The sequence below is a fragment of the Thioclava sp. UBA3469 genome, assembly GCF_002378135.1.
GTDB lineage: Bacteria > Pseudomonadota > Alphaproteobacteria > Rhodobacterales > Rhodobacteraceae > Thioclava > Thioclava sediminum.
Window position 1 is genome coordinate 1 of sequence record NZ_DFRG01000130.1, and the last position, 284, is coordinate 284.

The window sequence follows — 284 nt, forward strand, 5'->3', positions numbered from 1 at the left end:
GCGATTTCGCGCGCGAGGTTTTCGATGCGGCGGATGCGGTCGCCTTGGCTCCCGAGCTTGTTATGGAAGGTCACGGCGTCGAGCCCTGCGCCCATCCCTTCGAGCCCGTGGGCCTGAACGGTGCGCAGGTCGTTTTCCCAGAAGAACTTGGCATCCGACAGACGCGCCGAGAGCACCTTCTGGTTGCCCGCGAGAATGGTCGCGCCGTGATCGGCGGTCTCGCGGTTCGCCACGGTCACGAAACCCTCGATCCGGCTCGTCTTGGGGTTCTTCACCGAGAAGAA

Annotated in this window: 1 protein-coding gene; it reads right to left on the reverse strand. The window is 64.1% G+C overall.

Translation table 11 applies throughout. The annotated features are described in order from the left end of the window. A partial coding sequence (locus B3D39_RS10375; protein WP_286789663.1) for a glycine--tRNA ligase subunit beta occupies positions 1-284 on the reverse strand: 284 nt, incomplete at both ends.